Origin of the sequence: Halopseudomonas sp. (genome assembly GCF_036960865.1) — a bacterium.
Lineage (GTDB): Bacteria > Pseudomonadota > Gammaproteobacteria > Pseudomonadales > Pseudomonadaceae > Halopseudomonas.
This window is the reverse complement of the sequence record NZ_JBALWE010000001.1, coordinates 249,466-268,218: the sequence shown is the minus strand read 5'-3', so window position 1 is coordinate 268,218 and position 18,753 is coordinate 249,466. Positions and strand designations below refer to the sequence as shown.

At 60.2% G+C, this 18,753-nt stretch carries 17 protein-coding genes and 1 tRNA gene; 11 read left to right on the top strand and 7 right to left on the bottom strand.

What is annotated here, in order from left to right:
• Nucleotides 1-150 precede the first annotated feature (150 nt).
• Nucleotides 151-2,727, bottom strand: a complete 2,577-nt coding sequence (mutS, locus tag V7747_RS01170) for a DNA mismatch repair protein MutS (protein ID WP_335614230.1) — start codon at nt 2,725-2,727, stop codon at nt 151-153.
• Nucleotides 2,728-3,028: 301 nt separating this feature from the next.
• Here mutS and V7747_RS01165 point away from each other — a divergent pair, with 301 nt between their 5' ends.
• From V7747_RS01165 to V7747_RS01155, 3 genes are all read left to right on the top strand, one after another.
• The gene (locus V7747_RS01165; protein WP_335614229.1) at nt 3,029-3,550 is read left to right on the top strand and encodes a CinA family protein; all 522 of its coding nucleotides are present in this window, start codon (nt 3,029-3,031) and stop codon (nt 3,548-3,550) included.
• Between the two features lie 110 nt (nt 3,551-3,660).
• Nucleotides 3,661-4,695 carry a recombinase RecA gene (gene recA, locus V7747_RS01160; RefSeq protein WP_335614228.1) on the top strand — a complete coding sequence of 345 codons (1,035 nt, stop codon included), beginning with the start codon at nt 3,661-3,663 and terminating at the stop codon, nt 4,693-4,695.
• A 12-nt stretch (nt 4,696-4,707) separates the two neighbouring features.
• Nucleotides 4,708-5,151 carry a regulatory protein RecX gene (locus V7747_RS01155; RefSeq protein ID WP_335614227.1) on the top strand — a complete coding sequence of 148 codons (444 nt, stop codon included), beginning with the start codon at nt 4,708-4,710 and terminating at the stop codon, nt 5,149-5,151.
• On the opposite strand, the gene V7747_RS01150 is transcribed toward V7747_RS01155, so the two are convergent.
• Together V7747_RS01150 and V7747_RS01145 are read right to left on the bottom strand one after the other, a co-directional pair.
• Nucleotides 5,111-6,196, bottom strand: coding sequence for a TIGR00730 family Rossman fold protein (locus tag V7747_RS01150; RefSeq protein WP_335614226.1), 1,086 nt, complete (start codon nt 6,194-6,196; stop codon nt 5,111-5,113). The genes V7747_RS01155 and V7747_RS01150 overlap by 41 nt on opposite strands.
• A 39-nt stretch (nt 6,197-6,235) precedes the next feature.
• The gene (locus V7747_RS01145) at nt 6,236-6,634 is read right to left on the bottom strand and encodes a PA3611 family quorum-sensing-regulated virulence factor (protein ID WP_335614225.1); all 399 of its coding nucleotides are present in this window, start codon (nt 6,632-6,634) and stop codon (nt 6,236-6,238) included.
• Nucleotides 6,635-6,804: 170 nt separating this feature from the next.
• Here V7747_RS01145 and V7747_RS01140 point away from each other — a divergent pair, with 170 nt between their 5' ends.
• Complete coding sequence (locus tag V7747_RS01140) at nt 6,805-7,506, top strand: tRNA-uridine aminocarboxypropyltransferase (RefSeq protein ID WP_335614224.1); 702 nt, start codon at nt 6,805-6,807, stop codon at nt 7,504-7,506.
• A 4-nt stretch (nt 7,507-7,510) separates the two neighbouring features.
• Here the strand turns inward: V7747_RS01140 and V7747_RS01135 are convergent, their stop codons facing one another.
• Nucleotides 7,511-8,443 (bottom strand): DMT family transporter, encoded by a 933-nt coding sequence (locus V7747_RS01135; protein WP_335614223.1) that lies wholly within the window; start codon nt 8,441-8,443, stop codon nt 7,511-7,513.
• A gap of 182 nt (nt 8,444-8,625) precedes the next feature.
• Between V7747_RS01135 and V7747_RS01130 the strand changes: the two genes are divergently transcribed.
• From V7747_RS01130 to V7747_RS01115, 4 genes are all read left to right on the top strand, one after another.
• The gene (locus tag V7747_RS01130) at nt 8,626-9,279 is read left to right on the top strand and encodes a response regulator transcription factor (protein ID WP_335614222.1); all 654 of its coding nucleotides are present in this window, start codon (nt 8,626-8,628) and stop codon (nt 9,277-9,279) included.
• A gap of 117 nt (nt 9,280-9,396) precedes the next feature.
• Nucleotides 9,397-12,894 (top strand): hybrid sensor histidine kinase/response regulator, encoded by a 3,498-nt coding sequence (locus V7747_RS01125; RefSeq protein WP_335614221.1) that lies wholly within the window; start codon nt 9,397-9,399, stop codon nt 12,892-12,894.
• Nucleotides 12,895-13,009: 115 nt separating this feature from the next.
• Nucleotides 13,010-13,744: an AzlC family ABC transporter permease gene (locus V7747_RS01120; RefSeq protein ID WP_335614220.1), complete on the top strand. Its 735-nt coding sequence runs from the start codon at nt 13,010-13,012 to the stop codon at nt 13,742-13,744.
• Nucleotides 13,731-14,057 (top strand): AzlD domain-containing protein, encoded by a 327-nt coding sequence (locus V7747_RS01115; RefSeq protein WP_335614219.1) that lies wholly within the window; start codon nt 13,731-13,733, stop codon nt 14,055-14,057. The genes V7747_RS01120 and V7747_RS01115 overlap by 14 nt, the downstream gene beginning before the upstream one ends.
• A 13-nt stretch (nt 14,058-14,070) precedes the next feature.
• Here the strand turns inward: V7747_RS01115 and V7747_RS01110 are convergent, their stop codons facing one another.
• The 3 genes from V7747_RS01110 to V7747_RS01100 all read right to left on the bottom strand — a co-directional run bounded on the left by V7747_RS01110 (nt 14,071) and on the right by V7747_RS01100 (nt 17,222).
• On the bottom strand, nt 14,071-15,234 hold the full coding sequence (locus V7747_RS01110) for an MFS transporter (RefSeq protein ID WP_335614218.1): 1,164 nt from the start codon (nt 15,232-15,234) through the stop codon (nt 14,071-14,073).
• Nucleotides 15,235-15,372: 138 nt separating this feature from the next.
• Nucleotides 15,373-16,437 carry a metal-dependent hydrolase gene (locus tag V7747_RS01105; protein ID WP_335614217.1) on the bottom strand — a complete coding sequence of 355 codons (1,065 nt, stop codon included), beginning with the start codon at nt 16,435-16,437 and terminating at the stop codon, nt 15,373-15,375.
• Nucleotides 16,438-16,529: 92 nt separating this feature from the next.
• Entirely contained in the window at nt 16,530-17,222 is a 693-nt protein-coding gene (locus tag V7747_RS01100; RefSeq protein ID WP_335614216.1) for a crotonase/enoyl-CoA hydratase family protein, read from the bottom strand.
• A gap of 212 nt (nt 17,223-17,434) precedes the next feature.
• Between V7747_RS01100 and V7747_RS01095 the strand changes: the two genes are divergently transcribed.
• From V7747_RS01095 to hepT, 3 genes are all read left to right on the top strand, one after another.
• A tRNA-Ser gene (locus V7747_RS01095) sits at nt 17,435-17,524 on the top strand.
• Nucleotides 17,525-17,856: 332 nt separating this feature from the next.
• Entirely contained in the window at nt 17,857-18,252 is a 396-nt protein-coding gene (mntA, locus tag V7747_RS01090; protein WP_335614215.1) for a type VII toxin-antitoxin system MntA family adenylyltransferase antitoxin, read from the top strand.
• Complete coding sequence (hepT, locus tag V7747_RS01085) at nt 18,242-18,673, top strand: type VII toxin-antitoxin system HepT family RNase toxin (protein WP_335614214.1); 432 nt, start codon at nt 18,242-18,244, stop codon at nt 18,671-18,673. Before mntA ends, hepT begins: the two co-directional genes overlap by 11 nt.
• Nucleotides 18,674-18,753 lie beyond the last annotated feature (80 nt).

The following is an 18,753-nucleotide window of genomic DNA, read 5'->3' as shown; positions in this document are numbered from 1 at the left end:
TCTCCATCGAATCAGGCGAACAAAATCTGGCGCGTAGTCTATCAGCTTTTGCGTGCCGGTACAGAGCGCTCGCGTGCTTTGTACAGATTAAGCGGTGTTTGCGGCACGTTTAATGAAAATAAGTATCATTTACCTGCGTGTTGGCCAAAGTTAAAGCCATTCCTTCTTCATCTGGTATAGCAGATCCAGTGCCTGACGAGGACTGAGGTCGTCCGGATTCAGGCCCTGCAACTGCTCGACCAGCGGGTGTGCCGCACTGGCGAACAGATCATTCTGAATGGGCTGGCCTGTTTGCGCAGCGCGCGCACCGTTTTGCTGCTCCAGGCTGCTTTGCTCCAGCTTGGCCAGATGCTCACGTGCACGCAGTATCACCGGCCGCGGTACACCCGCCAGCTGCGCCACCTGCAAGCCATAGCTCTGGCTGGCGGGGCCGGGTTGTACCTTGTGCAGGAAGACGATGCGCTCGTTGTGCTCGGTGGCATTGAGGTGCACGTTGGCGACGCCCGGATCGGTGTCGGCCATACTGGTCAGCTCGAAGTAATGGGTCGCAAACAGGGTGAAGGCCCGTACCCTGGCCAGATACTCTGCTGCCGACCAGGCCAGTGACAGACCGTCAAAGGTGCTGGTGCCGCGCCCGACTTCATCCATCAGCACCAGGCTGTGCTCGGTGGCGTTGTTGAGGATGTTGGCGGTCTCGCTCATCTCGACCATGAAGGTCGAGCGCCCGCCGGCCAGATCGTCGCTTGAGCCGATCCGGGTGAAGATACGGTCCACGCAGGACAGCTCGACCTCGGCCGCCGGCACAAAGCTGCCAATATGTGCCAGCAGCACTATTAACGCGGTCTGGCGCATGTAGGTCGATTTACCGCCCATGTTCGGGCCAGTAATGATCAGCATGCGGGTGGCATCGTCCAGCGTCAGGTCATTGGCCACGAAGGGCGTCTCCAGCACCTGCTCGACCACCGAGTGGCGGCCCTGCCGGATATCGATACGGCTGTCTTCAACAAAGCGTGGGCGGCTGTAGCCCAGCGTCGCGGCGCGTTCAGCCAGGGTCGCCAATACATCGACTTCAGCCAGGCTGGCGGCAGTCGTCTGCAGTTCGGCCAGGTTCTGGTTGAGACGATCCAGCAGTTCCTCATACAGCTGTTTTTCACGTGCCAGGGCGCGGCTCTTGGCCGATAGCGCCTTATCTTCGAAGGTCTTGAGCTCAGGCGTGATGAAGCGTTCGGCGCCCTTGAGTGTCTGTCGGCGAATATAGTCCGCTGGCGCCTGCTCAGCCTGGCTGCGCGACAACTCGATAAAGTAGCCGTGTACGCGGTTATAGCCCACTTTCAGGCTGCTGAGGCCACTGCGTTCGCGTTCGCGGGTCTCCAGGTCGATCAGGTACTGGCCGGCGTTTTCGCTGATGTTTTGCAGTTCGTCCAGTTCGGCATCAAAGCCTGCTTTGATCACGCCGCCGTCGCGCAGCACCGCGGGCGGATTGTCGATCACCGCGCGGCTGAGTAGTTCGGCCAGTTCGGGATAGGTCTGAATCCGTGCGGCCAGGTTCACCAGGTGCTCGGCTTCAAGATCCTGCATGCAATCCTGCAGCTCCGGCAATGCCAACAGCGCATCACGCAGCCGTGCCAAGTCGCGCGGGCGTGCCGAGCGCAGGGCTACGCGGGCGAGGATGCGCTCGATGTCGCCGATGCCCTTGAGGCGTGGTTGAAGATCGAGATAGTACTGCTGGTCGAGGAGGGTGCTGATGCTGGCCTGACGCGCCTGCAATACCTGCATGTCACGCAGCGGTCGATTCAGCCAGCGGCAGAGCAGCCGGCTACCCATGGCGGTGGCGCTGTGATCCAGCACTTCCAGCAGCGTGTTGTCACGGCCGCCGCCCAGGTTCTGATCGATCTCCAGGTTGCGACGGCTGGCGCCATCGATGATCACGCTGTCCTCAAAGCGTTCTTGAGCAATGCTGCGCAGGTGGGGCAGGGCTGTGCGCTGGGTTTCCTTGGCGTAGCTCAGCAGGGCACCTGCAGCGCCCAGGCCCAGGGACAGCGAGGCGCAACCGAAACCTGCCAGGTCCTTGGTGCCAAACTGCTGGGTGAGCGCCTTGTGCGCACTGTCCTGATCGAACTCCCAGGGAGCCCGGCGGCGCACCGCACGACGGCGCTCGATGGGAGTGTTGCTCTCCCAGTCATCGGGGATCAGCAGCTCGGCTGGCGCCAGGCGCTCCAGTTCGCCCAGCAGCGTTTCCCAGCCGCGCAGCTCCATGGCCACAAAGCGGCCACTGTTGATATCCAGAGTGGCCAGGCCAAAGCCCTTCTCGGCGCCCACCAGGGCGGCCAGCAGGTTGTCGCGACGCTCGTCCAGCAGGGCTTCGTCGCTTACCGTGCCCGGGGTTATGATGCGCGCAACTTGGCGTTCCACCGGACCCTTGCTGGTCGCGGGGTCCCCTATCTGTTCGCAGATCACCACCGACTCACCGAGTTTCACCAGCTTGGCCAGATAGCCTTCGGCGGCGTGGTAGGGGATGCCCGCCATGGGGATAGGCTGGCCGCCTGACTGACCGCGGGCCGTGAGGGTGATGTCCAGCAGGCGTGCGGCCTTCTTGGCATCGTCATAAAACAGCTCGTAGAAGTCGCCCATGCGGTAGAACAGGAGCTGCTCGGGGTGGTCCTGTTTGATGCTGAAATACTGCTGCATCATGGGCGTGTGCTGGCCGGCGGTCTTGTCTTTTTTCATCGGGTTTGTAGCGAGTATCGTCAATGAGGTTGGGCGCAAGCGGGGGTGGATGTCGCGCGCTGTCGAATTGGCAGCAAGGTTATCATGTCGGTCCGCCCGGCTGCAGGTTCTGTAAAGCAATTTCAGGCGAATCGCAGAGTGGCCCGCCCGGGATAAACCAGTCTTGCGGGCGCCAGCAGTCGCACATTGGAAATGGGCGGCCAAATGGCTGAAACCCGTTGCCAATTCCGGGGTCGCAGGGTATTCGCAGCGTGCGTTACCCATGGCATGCTTGATCGTTGGCTTTTTCCGGGAGGTAGTCATGTCGCACTATGATCCGCTGATTGATTCCACGGCGGCCCGCCTGGGCCGCGTCCTCGGCCATCTGCAGGCACGGGTTGCAACGGCGGAGTCCTGTACCGGTGGCGGTATAGCTGAGGCCATTACCCGTGTTGCGGGGAGTTCGGCCTGGTTTGAAACCGGCTTTGTGACCTACGCCAATCGCAGCAAGCAACGTTGGCTTGGTGTTGGTGCGGAGTTGCTCGACTCTCACGGTGCAGTGAGCGAAGAGGTGGTACGCGCCATGGCCAGTGGTGCGCTAGCCGCGGCCGAGGCGCAGTTTGCGGTGGCGGTAAGCGGCGTAGCCGGCCCTGATGGTGGCTCGCCGGAAAAACCCGTGGGGACTGTGTGGTTTGGCTGGGCGCTGGACGATGGCAGTGTGCTTACCGAGCGCAAGCGTTTTCAGGGCGGTCGCCGCGAAGTGCGCGCGCAAACCGTCCTGCATGCACTTGAACGGCTGGTAAATGAGGCAGAAAAAAGGGCTGCGAACCGGTTATCAGTCTGAGCGAAAAAGGGGGTAGGCAACGCCAGACTTCTGTGGAACAATACTGACCAAATATACAGTACTTTCACTTTTCGGGTGTCATAGCCCCGCCAAGCCAAAGAGGATGCACAATGGACGACAACAAGAAAAAGGCGCTTTCCGCTGCTTTGAGTCAGATTGAACGTCAATTTGGCAAAGGCGCGGTTATGCGCATGGGTGATCACGAGCGCCAGGCGATTCCGTCGATTTCCACCGGCTCACTCGGTCTGGATATCGCGTTGGGCCTGGGTGGTCTGCCCAAGGGGCGGATTGTCGAGATTTACGGCCCAGAGTCTTCTGGTAAGACTACGCTGACCCTGTCTGTCATTGCCCAGGCACAGAAGAACGGTGCAACTTGTGCCTTCGTCGATGCCGAACACGCGCTCGATCCCGAGTACGCCGGCAAGTTGGGCGTCAATGTTGATGATCTGCTGGTCTCTCAGCCTGACACTGGCGAACAGGCGCTGGAAATCACCGACATGCTGGTCCGCTCCAATGCAGTTGACGTGATCATCGTCGACTCGGTTGCGGCGTTGGTCCCCAAGGCAGAAATCGAAGGCGAGATGGGCGATCACCACGTTGGCGTGCAGGCACGTCTGATGTCGCAGGCGCTGCGCAAGATTACCGGTAACATCAAGAACGCCAACTGCCTGGTGATCTTCATCAACCAGATTCGTATGAAGATCGGTGTCATGTTCGGTAATCCGGAAACCACCACAGGTGGTAACGCGCTGAAGTTCTATTCTTCTGTACGCCTGGACATTCGCCGCACTGGTGCGGTGAAGGACGGCGATGAAGTGGTTGGCAGCGAAACCCGCGTCAAGGTCGTGAAGAACAAGGTGGCTCCGCCATTCCGTCAGGCTGAGTTCCAGATTCTTTACGGTGCCGGCATTTACCACAATGCCGAGATCGTAGACTTGGGCGTGCAAATCGGCCTGGTCGAGAAATCGGGTGCCTGGTACAGCTACCAGGGCAACAAGATCGGTCAGGGCAAGGCCAATGCGGCCAAGTACATGGAAGAAAACCCTGCGATTGCGGATGAAATTGAAAAGGCCATCCGTGACAAGTTGCTGGCCAAGCCTACTAAGAAGGTAGAAGCCGAGGCCGACGCCGAGCTGGAAGGCTAATACCGTCAGGCCATGTTATCGCGCACGGTTCTGGAAACCCCTGCTGCAATACGCCGCTCAGCGATGGACCTGCTGGCGCGGCGCGAGCACAGTTACCGTGAGTTGTTGCGCAAGCTGCGTCAGCGCGGCGCAACGACTGCAGCAGCCGAGGTTGAGCTTGATCGGCTGGTGGACGATGGCCTGCTTAGTGACGAGCGTTTTTGCGAAGCCTATGTCTATTCGCGCAGTCAGCGGGGCTACGGTCCAGCCCGGTTGCGTGAGGAGTTGCGGCAACGCGGCGTAGCTGAGTTGCTGGTAGAGAAGACCTTGGCTGAAGCGCAATGGGACTGGCAGGCGTTGGCCCGACAGGTGTTCAGTAAGCGCTTTCCCGAGGGCGAAGCGTGTGATGCGGCTGAACGCGCCAAGCAATTGCGCTTTATGCAGTATCGCGGTTTTTCAGGTTTTCAGCTTGATTGACGAAGTCGATCAGACTACGCAAGGTACCCTGATCGCGGCCATTGAAAGCAAACCGCAACCCCGCCAGCGAACTTAGCTCCGGCTCGTCTCCTGCAATGCCCTGTTCTTCCTGAATAAACCCGTCCTGTCTGCAAAGGCTGCCGAATGTCGACGGCAATTGCGCCAGCGCTTCGCTAGTAAGTGGCTGGTTCAAGCGCAGTAGATAGTCCTTGCCCAGCCAGCGTGCCGAGTGAAAGTTGCGGTAAAAGCCCAGAACCTCCTGCATAGCCGCAGCCGGACTCTTGACCAGCGTCAGCAGGTTGAAGTCATTTGCCTGTATGTAGCCTGCGCTGTGCAACTGTTCGCGAAAGAAGCTGAGCAGGCTGTCCCAGTAACGGCCGTTGGGCTCGTCGAGCAGAATTATCGGTACCAGCGGGCTTTTGCCGGTTTGCACCAGCGTCAGCACTTCGAGGGTTTCGTCCAGGGTGCCGAATCCACCGGGGCAAAGAATCAGCGCGTCTGCTTCCTTGACGAAGAACAGTTTGCGCAGAAAGAAGAATTTGAACGCCAGTTCGTGTTCTGTGCCCCTGACGATGGTGTTGGCGCGTTGCTCGAAAGGCAGAGTGATATTGAAGCCAAGGCTATTGTCGACCCCTGCACCTTCATGGGCTGCTGCCATGATGCCGCCACCCCCGCCCGTAATGGTCATGTAGTCATGCTGACTCAGGGTCTGGCCCATGTCTTTGGCCAGTTGGTAAAGCGCGTGAGTGGGGGCGGTGCGGGCAGAGCCGAACACGGTGACCTTGCGGCGGCGCTTGAACAGGGCCAGTCGGGCAAAGCTGCGTTCCAGCTCACGGATGGTCTGCAGCAGTATCTTTGCATCCCAGCGGTTGCGGTCCGCCTGGGCCATGCGGATCACTTCAAGCAACATATCGCGGTACAGTTGCGCGTTTTCACTACTGCCGGCGCAAAGGGCAACCAACTCTTCGATTTTTTCCGGCAGTTGGCTGCTGCCGGTTTGCCAGTGGCGGGCAAGGTAATCGACGGGTTCCTGATCGTCGCTCATGTCCAACCTCCGGTCGAGCCAGTGGCGCGGCGTTTACCGCTACAGCGTTTGGCAATGTTCGGCGATAAAGCTCTGGGTCAGTACCGGCTGATCACTGTCCTTGATCATGAAATGGTAGGTCAGGGTTGCGCCCATATCGAGCAGCCGACGAAAGCGCAGGTCGGTGCACACACTGGCTTGCAGTTGGGTACGAATCAGCAGTGGATCTTCCTGCATGCGCTCGGCATAGGCCGCTTCGACTGATAGTCGATTGATCAGCTCGTCACCATGGGCCTCAAAGCCCATGTCGGTGATGTTGTCGTTGATGGTGCGGGGGGTGCCTTCGCTGCTTTCCTCGGCAACTTGCTTCAGAGTCTCTTCGAGACGGATGTCACGCAGGGACGCAGCTTGCGAGGGGGCAGTCAAAAAGACGGCGAGCAGCAGGGGTAACCAACGCATGTAATTTCTCCAGTTCAGATGACAATATGACATGACTCACCGCTTCTGACCGCGCGGGTAGACTCTGGTTCGGCATCCGCTGAATAACTTGTACTGAATCGCTGCACATCCACGGTTAGAATGGCGCCGGCAAACAGGCGAGCCGACACGCCTCTGGAGAATACCAAGCAATGACAGCGAAGCAAGACAACGCAGTGCAGCGTTTACGTGAGGACGCCATCGCGCGCTCCACGCGGCCCTTTCTGGCGCGCGGTGCGCGGGTCAAACGGTGTGCTTCCTGTCAGCTGGCCTTGGCGGTCTGCATTTGTGCGCAACGCCCGCAGCTCGACGCCAGCGTTACCTTTTGCCTGTTGATGCACTCGCTGGAGCCGCTCAAGCCGACCAATACCGGGCGGCTGATTGCCGAGTGCCTAGATGATACCCAGGCGTTCGTGTGGGCCAGAACCGAGGTTGATCCGCAGTTGCTTGCACTGCTGGCCGACCCTGAGAATCAGCCGTATGTTGTGTTCCCGGGCGAGTATGCGCTGCCAGGGCAAAGGGTGTTTCAGACGATTGAAGCAGTGCCGGGTCGTCGGCCGCTGTTGATCATTCTGGATGCGACCTGGACTCAGGCGCGCAAGATGTTTCGCAAAAGCCCCTATCTGGCCAGCTTGCCCGTGTTGAGCATGCAGACAGAGCAACTGTCACGCTATCGGCTGCGGCGCTCCTCACGGGATGATCACCTGTGCACGGTCGAGGTAGCTATTGCTGCTCTGGCGCTGGCCGGAGATGAGTCGGCTGCTCTGCAACTCAACCACTACTTCGAGACTTTCAGCGACGCTTATCTGAGCGCGATTCGCCTCAGGCCCGAGCAGCGCCAGCAGCCTGATTAGTGGTTCAGTGGTGGCCCGCCGGCTCCTGTTGCACCGGCGCCGGCTGTTTGCGCCGCTCCAGATAGATGGGCACCAGTTGGGCGATTAGCATACCGCCAAGCATCAGTGCGCAGCCGAGCAAGCCTCTTGGACTAAGGGTTTCACCCAGGATAAGCCAGCCGGCCAGGGCTGCGAATACCGCTTCCAGACTAAGAATGATCGCGGCGTGCGAGGTGATCGCGTCTTTTTGGGCAACCACCTGCAGGGTAAAGGCAACGCCCACTGCCAGCACGCCGCCATACAGGATCGCCGGCAGCGCCTGCTGAATCATCGGCCACTGGATTGGCTCAAACACCAGCGCCAGGGTCAGGCTCACCACAGCGCAAACCATGAACTGAATGAAAGACACCAGAATCGGGTCGTAACGACTGGCCAGCGCCCCCACCATTAGCACATGCACCGCCCAGCAGGCGGCGCCAATCAGTTGCAACCAGTCACCTGAGGCGACGGTAAAGCCCGGACCTACGCTCAGCAGCACCATGCCGACGACCGCCAGCAAGGCGCCTGCCCAGGTGCCCTTGTGGGTGCGCATGCCAATAAACAGGCCGAACACGGGCACCAGAATCACATAGAGCCCGGTGATGAAGCCCGAGTTGGTGACGGTAGTGAACATCAGCCCTATCTGCTGCAGGTTGATACCCAGAGTCAGGGCGCCGCCCAGTGCAAGACTGCCGAGCAGCATGGGTTTGCTCAGGCGTGAGGGCGCGTTCGCCGAGGCGGGTTTACGCAGCAACCAGATCAGCGGCATGACCGCCAACGCCCCTACCATGAAGCGCAAACCGGTATAAAGAAAAGGGCCTATGTGGTCCATACCCAGGCGCTGAGCCACGAAGGTACTGCCCCAGATCATGGCAGTTAGAAGCATCAGCGCGTCGGCGCGGTAGTGACGGAAATTCATGGAGGCGGCTCGGCAGGAAAAACCACCATTATCCTGTTTCGGTGAAGTGGAAAGCCAGATACAGTTGAGCGCGCTTACTGTGCTGCAGTTAGGCCAAAGCAGCATTGACTGAAACAGCGCCGGCTGGCAGTCTCAGCCTGATACAAAATCATAAGAATAACGATGCCTTGGGACAAAACCGCATGGGTCTTAGCTACGACATCCTGATTGCTGACGATCATCCGTTGTTTCGCAGCGCCCTTCGTCAGGCGCTGTTTGCCGGGCTGGGCGATGCCATCAGTTTGCATGAAGTCGGTAGTATCGCCGACCTGCAGACACAGCTGGCCGAGCGGGCCGACTGGGATCTGGTTCTGCTCGACCTCAATATGCCTGGCGCCTATGGCTTCTCCGGTCTGGCGCAATTGCGCGGCCAGTACCCGCAGATTCCCGTCATCATGATCTCGGCTCAGGAAGAAGCCTCGGTGGTGCGCCGTTCCAAGGATTTTGGTGCCAGTGGGTTTATCCCCAAATCCGCCACCCTGGAAAATATCCAGGCTTCGGTGCAGGCCGTGCTGGAGGGGGGCGTTTGCTGGCCCCCCGGCATCGACAATCCCACCGGTATGACGCCAGAGCAGCAAAACATCAGCGCCCGCGTTGCCAGCCTCACGCCGCAGCAGTTTCGTGTACTGACTATGGTCTGCGATGGCCTGCTCAACAAGCAGATCGCCTATGAACTGGACGTGTCCGAAGCCACGATCAAGGCGCACGTTACCGCCATCTTCCGCAAACTCGAGGTGCGCACCCGCACCCAAGCGGCCCTGGCCCTGCAGCAGATGGAGTTGAGCAGGACCGCCTGAAGGGTCGCGGCCTCCGCCAGGGCCTCTACGACTGAAGTCTGATCGTTGGGTGCTGGGCAAAGGCGCAACGCGCTGCCAGACTGGAGCGCAGATACAGAACGAGATGAAAACCCCGCAATGATCCTCTCCGGCGGCCTGGTCGCCCTGATCTTTCTGCTCTATATGGCGCTGCTATTCGTCATCGCCTTCTGGGGCGACCGGCGCCGTACCGAGCTTAACCCACGCCTGCGTGTGTGGGTGTACAGCCTGTCATTGGCCGTTTGGTGTACCAGCTGGACCTTCTTTGGCGCCGTGGGTATGGCGGCGGATCAGCTGTGGGGCTTTCTGCCGATTTATCTTGGCCCGGTGTTGCTGTTCCTATTTGGCTGGCGTCTTTATGCACGCATGATCGCCATCAGCAAGCAAGAAAACATCACCTCTATTGCCGATTTCATTGCCTCGCGCTATGGCAAGTCACAGAGTCTGGGGGTTGTGGTCTCGCTGCTCTGTCTGGTCAGTGTCTTGCCCTACATTGCGCTGCAGCTCAAGGGCATCGTGCTTGGCTACAATCTGCTCAGCGCTGCGCCGCTGGTAGGCGGTGTACCCACCGACGCGGTAGGCGCGGAAGACACGGCCTTGATCGTCACCTTGGTGCTAGCGCTGTTTACCGTGCTGTTTGGCACTCGCAGCCTGGATGTAACCGAGCATCACCGCGGCATGATGCTGGCCATTGCCTTCGAGTCGATCGTTAAACTGCTGGCCTTTCTGGCGGTGGGCGTATTCGTCACCTTCGGTCTGTTTGGTGGCGCCGCCGAGCTGTTCAGCAATGCGCGTGATAATGCGGCGCTGGCGAGCTATTGGCAGCGTGACACGCCGGTGCTCAGCCTGTTGTTCCAGACCTTTATTGCCATGCTGGCGTTCATCTGTCTGCCGCGCCAGTTTCAGGTTGCGGTGGTCGAAAACAGCGAGCCAGGCGATCTGCGCCTGGCTCGTTGGGTATTCCCCGTTTACGTGATTCTCGCTGCGCTTTTTGTGATTCCTATCAGCTTGGCAGGGCAAATGACACTGGGCTCCGGCCTGTCTGCCGACTCCTACGTTATCAGCCTGCCGCTGCTGCAAGGACACCCTGAACTGGCCATGCTGGCTTTCTTGGGCGGTGCCTCCGCCGCCTCTGGCATGGTGATTGTGGCCGCCATCGCACTCAGCACCATGGTCTCCAATGACGTGGTGCTGCCGGTGCTGCTGCGCAGTAAGACTCGGCCTGAGCACTCTTACGAGCAATTCCGTGGCTGGCTGCTGAATGTGCGTCGCACCAGCATTCTGATCATCCTCTTGCTCGCCTACGTGGTCTACCGCCTGATAGGGTCTGACACCAGTCTGGCGAGCATCGGCCAAGTCGCTTTTGCGGCCATAGCGCAGCTGGCGCCGGCGATGTTCGGTGCGCTGTTCTGGAAGCAGGCTAATCGCACTGGCGTGCTGGCCGGACTGATGGTTGGCATCAGCTTATGGTTGTATCTGCTGGTGCTGCCGCTGGTGGGTGCGGGTCTGCATTGGCAGGTGGGCGGCTGGCCTCTGGTGGAGGGCATGCGGGCGGCCGCCGGCCGGTGGGATCTGGATGTGATCACGCTGGGCAGTCTGTTATCGCTGGCCTGCAACTTTGCCGTGTTCGTCGGCGGTTCACTGTTCAGCCGTACCCGAGTGCTGGAACACTGGCAGGCCAGCCGCTTTGTCAGTCAGGATGCCGAGCCGTGGAGCGACAGCCCCAGCCGCGTGCTGCTGCGCGTACGCCTGGAGGATTTGCTGGAGTTGGCCGCACGCTTTGTTGGTAGCGAGCGCGCTGAAGCCAGTTTTGATGCCTACGCCCGCAGCCAGGGTAGCAATTTTTCCGGCAGCCAGACCGCAGACTCCGGCTGGATTACGCTCACCGAGCGCATGCTGGCGGGTGTACTGGGCGCCTCGTCGGCGCGCATTGTGGTCAAGGCCGCAATTGAAGGCCGCGACATGCAGTTTGATGATGTGGTGCGCATCGTTGATGAAGCCTCCGAGGTGCTGCAGTTCAACCGTGGCCTGCTGCAGGGCGCCATCGAGAATATTACCCAAGGCATCAGTGTGGTCGACAAATCGTTGCGGCTGGTGGCCTGGAACTTCCGCTATCTGGAAATGTTCGAGTACCCCGAAGGGCTGATTACCATTGGCCGACCGATTGCCGACATCATTCTCTACAACGCCCAGCGCGGACTCTGCGGGCCGGGCGACCCGCAGGCCCATGTCGACAAACGCATAGCCTGGATGCAACAGGGCACCGCGCACCGTTCCGAACGCATGTTCCCTAACGGCAGCGTGATCGAGATCATCGGCAACCCTATGCCCAGCGGTGGCTTTGTCATGAGTTTCACGGATATTTCGGATTTCCGACACGCCGAGAAAGCGCTGCAGGAGGCCAACGAGCGCTTGGAGCAGCGTGTGGCTGAGCGTACTCAAGAGCTGTCGACGCTCAACCAGGCGCTGCTTCAGGCCAAGGCCCAGACCGAGCGCACCAGCCAGTCGAAAAGTCGCTTTCTCACTGCGGTGAGTCATGATCTGATGCAGCCGCTGAACGCGGCGCGGCTATTTTCTGCCTCGCTGTCGCATCAGCCAGGTCTACCTGGCGAGGCGCCGGAGCTGGTGCGGCACCTGGACAGCGCGTTGAGCTCGGCGGAGGAGCTGATTACTGACCTGCTGGACATTTCGCGCCTGGAGGCCGGGCGGGTGAGCCCGGAGCTCAGCGACTTTGCCTTGAGCGCTTTGATCGAGCCCTTGCGCATCGAGTTCACGGCGCTGGCGGCAGAGCAGGGCGTGGACTTGCGCGTACACCCTAGCCACCTGCGGGTACGTTCTGACATTCGTCTATTGCGCCGCGTGCTGCAGAACTTTCTGACCAACGCCTTCCGCTATGCCGGCTCGGCCCGTGTGGTGCTTGGCGTACGCCTTCAACGCAACACGGTGCGCCTGGAAGTTTGGGATCAGGGCCCGGGTATCGCGCAGGACAAGTTGCAGGTAATTTTCGAGGAATTTCAACGCTTGGACAGCCACCGCACCCAGGCCGAGAAAGGCCTGGGGTTGGGGTTGGCAATCGCCGATGGCTTGTGCCGTGTCCTCGGCCACCCGCTCAATGTGCGCTCCTGGCCGGGCCGTGGCAGCGTGTTCAGCGTCACTGTGCCCATCGCCCAGCAAAGCCGTTTGCCTAGGGTGGCTGATAGCCCCGGCGAAATGCAGCCCCAGCTGCAGGGTGCGCCGGTGCTCTGCATTGATAACGAGAGTACCATTCTGGCCGGCATGCAGAGCCTGCTGGGGCGCTGGCAATGCCGCGTGGCCGTGGCGCGCAACCGTGAAGAGGTGCGTACTGTGCTGGCGGACGGTTTCGTGCCGCAGTTGATTCTGGTGGACTACCATCTTGATGCCGGCGATACCGGTACCCAGGTCATGGTCTGGTTGCGTGAGCAGCTGGGCGTCGACCTGCCGGGCGTGGTAATCAGTGCCGACGGGCGCCAGGAGCTGATCAACCAGATCGAACTGGCCGGGTTGGACTACCTGCCCAAACCCGTCAAGCCCGCTGCGTTGCGCGCGTTGATCAGCCGGCATATCGCCTTGGCCTGATACCCGCAGCGGCAACTGTTGCAGCCTAACTGTATCTTGTGAGTACGGCTGGCGCGCGCTAGCGTGCGCGGTTGGATTCTGGCCGCGTGGCGGCCTGCACAACGGACTATCTGCTATGTCGGCGCACTTGAAAGCCTTCGCCTGCGGCGCCCGCGATACCCTGCCCATGCTGCTGGGTGCGCTGCCGTTCGGCATTATCTTCGGTACTCTTGCGATTGCCTCCGGGCTGTCAATGAGCGCCACCCTGCTGATGTCGGCGCTGGTATTTGCCGGTTCAGCGCAATTTATTGCGGTCAGCTTGGTAGCGTCCGGCGCCGGGCTCGCGGTGTTGCTGGCGACTACCTTGATCCTCAATCTACGTCACATGCTCTACAGCGCCAGCCTGCTGCCCTATGTGCGGCACCTGCCACAGCGCTGGAAAGTGCCGCTGGCCTTTTGGCTGACAGACGAAACCTTCGCGGTGGTGCACCGGCATTACCTCGATCAGAGCGCCCCTGAGGAGCTCAAGCACTGGTATTTCCTCGGTTCTTCGCTAGCGATGTACAGCAACTGGTTTGTCTGCACCTTGATTGGTGCGCTGCTGGGCAGCTCCTTGCCTGGTATGGCCGGCTGGGGGCTCGACTTCGCTATGGTGGCAACCTTTATCGGCATTGTCGTGCCCTTGTTGCGTACCCGGCCGATGTTGCTGGCGGCGGTGGTTGCCGCAGTAGTGGCGGTAGGGGCCAACGGTCTGCCATACAAGCTGGGACTGATGCTCGCGGCGTTGGCGGGTGTGCTCGTGGGCGTGTGGGCGGAGCGCTGGAGTGCGGATGCCAACAGGCTGGCAGGAGGTGCGGATGAATCCGTTTGAGATCGCCCTGATAGCCGGCATGGCGCTGATTACGTTCGGCATTCGTTATCTGCTGTTCGCCGCCGGGCATCGGATACGGTTCAACCCGCTGGTGAGTCGCGCGCTGACCTATGTGCCGGTGGCGGTGCTGACCGCCATTATCGCGCCGGCCATGCTGCTACCAAATGATGGCGGTTTGCAGCTGAGCTGGCATAACAGCTATCTGGTCGGTGGGGTGGCGGCCATTTTGATCGCCGCCTTTAGCCGTAATCTGTTGGCAACGATTTTTGGCGGCATGCTGGTGTTCTTTCTCTGGCGCTGGCTGCTGGGTTAACGGCAGCCACGGCTCACCAGAGTGATACGCGCTTGGTCTTGACCGCCACGATCAACAGGCTGAGCGCCGCTACCGAAATGATGCTGGTGAAGCCGATCACGGTAGAGGCAAAGCCGATCAGGTCGCTGACAAAACCGACGCCCAGCACCACGGTCGCCATGGTCAGATAGGCCATCAGATAGAACGCCGAGATGATGCCGCCGCGGGTGTCCGGCGGCGCCACGTTACTGATCGAGGCGATCGCCACCACGCCGGTTGCTCCGGCACCACTGGCGGTGGCCATGGTGGCCAGCGCAAACATCCAGGGTGAGCTGGTGATCACGGCGGCTGCCATTACACCCAGCCCGATGATCAGCGTCATCGGGCCGACAATCAGCAACCGGTTCACCGGTTGGCGTTGGCAGGCAAACTGGCTGAACCCTGCCATCAATTGCCAGGCCGCGGCAAACAGACCGGCGGTGGCGCGATCACTGATGCCGATCAGCTTGGTTGCCAACGAGGGCCCCAGCGAGGCATACAAGCTACCGGTAGACCAGGCCAGGCAAATGGCGGCGGCAGCAAAGGCAAAGGCGCCCAGCAGTTCGCGCGGTACCTTTACCGGTGTTGGCCGCCAGGCGCGCCAGCGAAACTCCGGGTGGCGTTGGCCAATGTGCGACGGCCAGGGCGCGGTCAACAGCAATATTATGGTCGCCAGCGTCAGCGCAATCACTACCAGAAACGGCCAGCTCAGCGCGCTGCTGGCGCCCCATTTGAGCGCCAGTGAACTCACCGTTGGCCCGGCAAAGGCGCCGAGGGTGAAAAATAGCGCGGAGAGCGTGGCAGCGCGCGTCCAGTTTTCGTTGGGTTCCAACTCCACCAGTGCCGCAGAGGAGGCGCCGGTAACAATGCCGGTGCCGATGCCGGTCAGCACGCGTGCTATGCCGAGGGCGTAAATATCGGTGGCCAGATAAAACATCACCGCACCGGCCATGATGAACAGCAGGCCGGGAATCATCATCTGCCGACGGCCCAGCTTGTCGGACAGTGCGCCCAGGGTAAGCAGGGTGCTGACCACGCCCAGCACATAAATAGAGAAAACCGCTGTCAGCGCCGTTGAGGAAAAGCCCCACTGCGCCTGCCATACCGCATACAGCGGAGTGGGCAGGTTAGAGGCAAAAATGGTGGTGAAGATAGCCATCAGCGCCGCCGACATCGCTAGCCCGCGACTATCTTTGGTCCCTGTGGTCTGTCCTGCGCCCGCCATGATGTACCCTCGCTGAGATAAAAGAGCGGCATTATCGCAAAGAACCGGCCCCAAAGCGCGATGGTTGTAGCATCACGGTTGTTGATGGGGCGGACGTGACAATGGCGCCGCCAGGTCGCTCAGGGATATAGCATAGTGAGTGTCCAGCGCGCGTGCACCCAAGGCCCGCAGGCTGGACAGGTCGGCGGGTGGCGTCGGCCAGAGTTGGGTATGCTCGATCACCCGGGGTTTTGCGCTGCCGGGCGCTTGTTCCGCCAGTGCGAAGCGGAAGGGGTGATAACCGGTCATGCCGAGTCGCAGGTCGGTGGCCACCCACTGCTGGTCGATCAGATCAAAACGCAGGCGGTCACCGGTAAACCAGCGCAGGCGCTCGTATTGGGTCGAGCCGGCCAAGACCGCATCAGCGGCACTGGCCTGCCGCGGCAGCGCGACCAGCTGCGGCGGGCCGCTATCGAGCCAACTGACCAGGCCTTCGTAATACTGGTCACCGTCGATGGCCACCACCCGCCACAGCAGCGTATTGAAGGGGGTAGGGGAGCTGAAGGTGCTTTGCGCCTCAATACCCCGCTCTTGCAGGGCCTGCTGCAGCTGCGATTCGGCCATCCATTTGCCGCCCAGGCTGCTGGCCAGATACACACTGCTGAGTGCCAGGCCGGTATACTGCCAGCGTAAGCCGCTGCGTCGCAGGCCTAGGCACAGGCCCACCAGCATCGCCGCCAGTAGTGGCAGTGTGTACAGCGGATCGATGATAAAAATGCTGGAGATGGCCACCGGCGGCGTATCCAGAGGCCAGAGCAATTGGGTTCCGTAACTGGTGAAGCTGTCGAGCAGCGGATGAGTGCAAAGTACCAGTAGCAAGGTCAGCCATAATCGTCGACCGCTGTAGGCGGCTGGTGGACCGAACCTGCGGATGAGTAACGCCATGGCCGTCGCCAGCGCTGCCAGCACAAACAAGGAATGGCTGAAACCGCGGTGATAGGTCATGTCGGCTACGGCGTCGCCATAGTCCAGCAACACGTCCATATCCGGCAGGGTCGCCAGCAGGCCGCCGTAGACGAGAGCCTTGCGGCCCTGCCAACGGCCGAGCATGGCACCCTGAATCGAGGCGCCGAGTACGATCTGGGTGACTGAGTCCAAAACAGCTTCTCCGCGGATGGCAGTCAACAGCCTAATGCAAAAACGCCGTGCAGAGCACGGCGCAATCGATTCGCGGTATTACAGCGGCGGGCTCAGCTCAGCGCGTGCTGCTTGTCCAGCTCGATGGAGCTATCCAGCAACTCCAGCAGCGCCTTGCGCGTCTTCAGTTTGGTATTGCGGTGCGCGGTCATGTTCAGCCCGGCCAGTTGCTTGGCCATCGCCATGGCAGCGGCTTCCAGCTCTTCGGCCGGTACCACCTTGTCGAGGAAGCCCGCATCCACAGCATCGGCTGGATCAAACATCTCGGCGTTGATTACCGAGCGGTTGAAGGCGCTGGGCGTGAGCCGCGCACGGGCCAGTTCAATGCCCACATGGTGCATGGTCATGCCAATCTGTACCTCATTCAGACCAATCTTGAACGGGCCTTCAACACCCAGACGATAGTCAGACGACAGCAGCAGGAAGGCGCCCTTGGCCACCGCATGGCCGGTGCACACCGTGATGATCGGGAACGGGTGCGACAGCATCCGTCGCGCCAGGGTAGAACCGGAGGCCACCAGCGCCTTGGCTGCATCCGCGCTGGAGGTCATTACCTTCAAGTCATAGCCGCCGGACAGAATGCCCGGCTTGCCGCTCAGCACCACCACGGCGCGATCTTTCTCGGCTTGATCCAGCGCCGCGTTCAACGCCACCACCATGTCTGGCGACACGGCATTGACCTTGCCATTGTCCATGCTCAAGTGGGCGATGCCGTCGGCAAAACGATAGGAAACCAGGTCACTCATGAGGCAGTCCTCTATATCAAAGTCAGGCGGCAGCGCCGGCCGGGGGAAACCCGCAGTTTATCAACTTAATGCTGACTGACGAGTCTTGCATTCAGAACTCAAGCAGCATGGCACAAAGCCGAAAAAGCGTTTGCCAAACTCCGGCTTGTTCTGTAAATTAGCGCGCCTTGGTAGCCGGGTCACGCCCAGCCGCCAAGCCGCATAGCGGTTCCGGAGAGGTGTCCGAGTGGCTGAAGGAGCACGCCTGGAAAGTGTGTATACGTTAATCCGTATCGAGGGTTCGAATCCCTCTCTCTCCGCCAGACAAAGAAAAGGGCCCCAGCGAAAGCTGGGGCCTTTTTCTTTGTCCAGGGGAAAGGCGGACGAGAACCCTCACGGTTCGACGAGCCTGCGCAGCAGGCGAAGAACGTCGGCATTCATGCCGACGGCCGGTGTGCCGGCCCAGCCCGAAGGGGTGAGGCGCTACGCGCCGGATAATCCCTCTCGGGCTCTCAGTATGCACAGCGCCTCCTCTAACCTGTGCCTATTAATATGCGTGACAACCGCATCGTACTTACATACCCGCCCCAAACTCCGTAGCAGCCAAAGCCATTCAGTTGTATGGTGCAACAATACAAAACCGCAGATAGCCAACATGAACTTCCAAGCCATCCTCAAGCTGTTGCGCAATACTGTACCCAGCCTATCCGCCGTCTACCTGTTCGGTAGCCAGGCTAGCGGGCAAGCCGGCCCGGAAAGCGATCTGGACCTGGCGATTCTTGCTGACACGCCGCCAGATGCGGTTGGGCTTTGGACGCTGGCAGGCCAGCTTGCCGATATCGCCGGTTGTCATGTAGACCTGCTCGACCTGCGCGCGGCATCCACTGTCATGCAATACAGAATAGTGACCACAGGTGAGCGCTTGTGGGAGCGCGATAGCGGTGCTGCTCTCTACGAAAGCTTTATATTGAGCGAGAAAACTGACCTGGATGAAGCACGCGCTGGCGTGCTTGAAGACGTTAGCCGCACAGGGACCGTTTATGGCCGATGATGTACTGATCAACAAAGCCGCCACCATCGAGCGTTGCGTCGCACGCGCGCGTGAAGAATACGAGAAAGGCCCAGACAGCTTTATTGAAGATCACACTCGACAGGACGCCGCCATCCTGAATATCCAGCGTGCCTGCGAAGCTGCCCTGGATATGGGGCAGCATTTGATTCGCCGCGAAGGATTGGGGGTGCCGCAAAGCTCGCGTGATGTGTTTGCGCTGTTGGGTAAAGCTCGCTGGATTGATACACAGTTGATAACGCCGCTGCAAAACATGGTCGGCTTCCGCAATATTGCCGTACACGACTACCAGACGCTGCAACTACCGATTGTTGTGTCGGTGATTACGCGGCACTTGAGCGATTTTACCGAATACAGCCAGCAGCTACTGTTGAAAGATGCCAGGGATGATCGCTCCGTTTGAACGCCCTCCATGTTGGTCCCATTAAGATGTTGTACATTTTTGGTCGAAGGGCTGATGATCTGAGCCCTAAATTCCCAATT

Bases quoted from the DNA above. Each gene is read 5' to 3' on its own strand.
- V7747_RS01165 (WP_335614229.1), top strand. From the start codon at position 3,029: ATGTCGCACTATGATCCGCTGATTGATTCCACGGCGGCCCGCCTGGGC.
- V7747_RS01145 (WP_335614225.1), bottom strand. From the start codon at position 6,634: ATGCGTTGGTTACCCCTGCTGCTCGCCGTCTTTTTGACTGCCCCCTCG.
- mutS (WP_335614230.1), bottom strand. From the start codon at position 2,727: ATGAAAAAAGACAAGACCGCCGGCCAGCACACGCCCATGATGCAGCAG.
- V7747_RS01150 (WP_335614226.1), bottom strand. From the start codon at position 6,196: ATGAGCGACGATCAGGAACCCGTCGATTACCTTGCCCGCCACTGGCAA.
- recA (WP_335614228.1), top strand. From the start codon at position 3,661: ATGGACGACAACAAGAAAAAGGCGCTTTCCGCTGCTTTGAGTCAGATT.
- V7747_RS01110 (WP_335614218.1), bottom strand. From the start codon at position 15,234: ATGGCTATCTTCACCACCATTTTTGCCTCTAACCTGCCCACTCCGCTG.
- V7747_RS01100 (WP_335614216.1), bottom strand. From the start codon at position 17,222: ATGAGTGACCTGGTTTCCTATCGTTTTGCCGACGGCATCGCCCACTTG.
- V7747_RS01155 (WP_335614227.1), top strand. From the start codon at position 4,708: ATGTTATCGCGCACGGTTCTGGAAACCCCTGCTGCAATACGCCGCTCA.
- V7747_RS01115 (WP_335614219.1), top strand. From the start codon at position 13,731: ATGAATCCGTTTGAGATCGCCCTGATAGCCGGCATGGCGCTGATTACG.
- V7747_RS01140 (WP_335614224.1), top strand. From the start codon at position 6,805: ATGACAGCGAAGCAAGACAACGCAGTGCAGCGTTTACGTGAGGACGCC.
- V7747_RS01120 (WP_335614220.1), top strand. From the start codon at position 13,010: ATGTCGGCGCACTTGAAAGCCTTCGCCTGCGGCGCCCGCGATACCCTG.
- V7747_RS01125 (WP_335614221.1), top strand. From the start codon at position 9,397: ATGATCCTCTCCGGCGGCCTGGTCGCCCTGATCTTTCTGCTCTATATG.
- mntA (WP_335614215.1), top strand. From the start codon at position 17,857: ATGAACTTCCAAGCCATCCTCAAGCTGTTGCGCAATACTGTACCCAGC.
- V7747_RS01135 (WP_335614223.1), bottom strand. From the start codon at position 8,443: ATGAATTTCCGTCACTACCGCGCCGACGCGCTGATGCTTCTAACTGCC.
- V7747_RS01130 (WP_335614222.1), top strand. From the start codon at position 8,626: ATGGGTCTTAGCTACGACATCCTGATTGCTGACGATCATCCGTTGTTT.
- hepT (WP_335614214.1), top strand. From the start codon at position 18,242: ATGGCCGATGATGTACTGATCAACAAAGCCGCCACCATCGAGCGTTGC.